This window comes from Loigolactobacillus zhaoyuanensis (assembly GCF_003946385.1).
Taxonomy (GTDB): Bacteria; Bacillota; Bacilli; order Lactobacillales; family Lactobacillaceae; genus Loigolactobacillus; species Loigolactobacillus zhaoyuanensis.
On the sequence record NZ_RHOE01000020.1, the window covers coordinates 1 to 637 of the forward strand.

Sequence of the window (637 nt, forward strand, 5' to 3'; positions counted from 1 at the left end):
GAGCTATTTCCCGAGACTTTTTAACTTGAGCTTATCGCTCAATGCACCCAGTAGGAGTCGAACCTACAACCTTCTGATTCGTAGTCAGACACTCTATCCAATTGCGCTATGGGTGCATAATAATAATGCCGAGGACCGGAATCGAACCGGTACGGTGATCACTCACCGCAGGATTTTAAGTCCTGTGCGTCTGCCAGTTCCGCCACCCCGGCATATTATTAAAGCGGAAGACGGGATTCGAACCCGCGACCCCCACCATGGCAAGGTGATGTTCTACCACTGAACTACTTCCGCATGTATTCAATTAAATGCCGACTAGACGATTCGAACGCCCGACCCTCTGATTACAAATCAGATGCTCTACCAACTGAGCTAAGTCGGCATAAACCCTTCGAGTGCGGGTGAAGGGACTCGAACCCCCACGCCTTGCGGCGCTAGATCCTAAATCTAGTGCGTCTGCCAATTCCGCCACACCCGCAAAAATATTTAAAACTGGCAATGAGCCGTGACAGGCTCGAACTGTCGACCCTCTGATTAAAAGTCAGATGCTCTACCAACTGAGCTAACGGCTCAAATGGAGGTTACAGGGATCGAACCTGTGACCCCCTGCTTGTAAGGCAGGTGCTCTCCCAGCTGA

The 637-nt window shown here is 50.9% G+C and carries 6 tRNA genes; all 6 read right to left on the bottom strand.

From position 1 onward, the window contains the following. Window positions 1-42: 42 nt before the first annotated feature. Window positions 43-116: transfer RNA gene (locus EKM76_RS05925), tRNA-Arg, on the bottom strand. Window positions 117-126: 10 nt separating this feature from the next. Next, window positions 127-212 (bottom strand) — tRNA-Leu (locus EKM76_RS05930). A 10-nt stretch (window positions 213-222) separates the two neighbouring features. Continuing rightward, window positions 223-294, bottom strand: a tRNA-Gly gene (locus EKM76_RS05935). A 15-nt stretch (window positions 295-309) separates the two neighbouring features. Further along, window positions 310-382 (bottom strand) — tRNA-Thr (locus EKM76_RS05940). Window positions 383-396: 14 nt separating this feature from the next. Further along, window positions 397-478 (bottom strand) — tRNA-Leu (locus EKM76_RS05945). 21 nt (window positions 479-499) lie between these two features. Continuing rightward, window positions 500-572: transfer RNA gene (locus EKM76_RS05950), tRNA-Lys, on the bottom strand. Window positions 573-637: the final 65 nt, after the last annotated feature.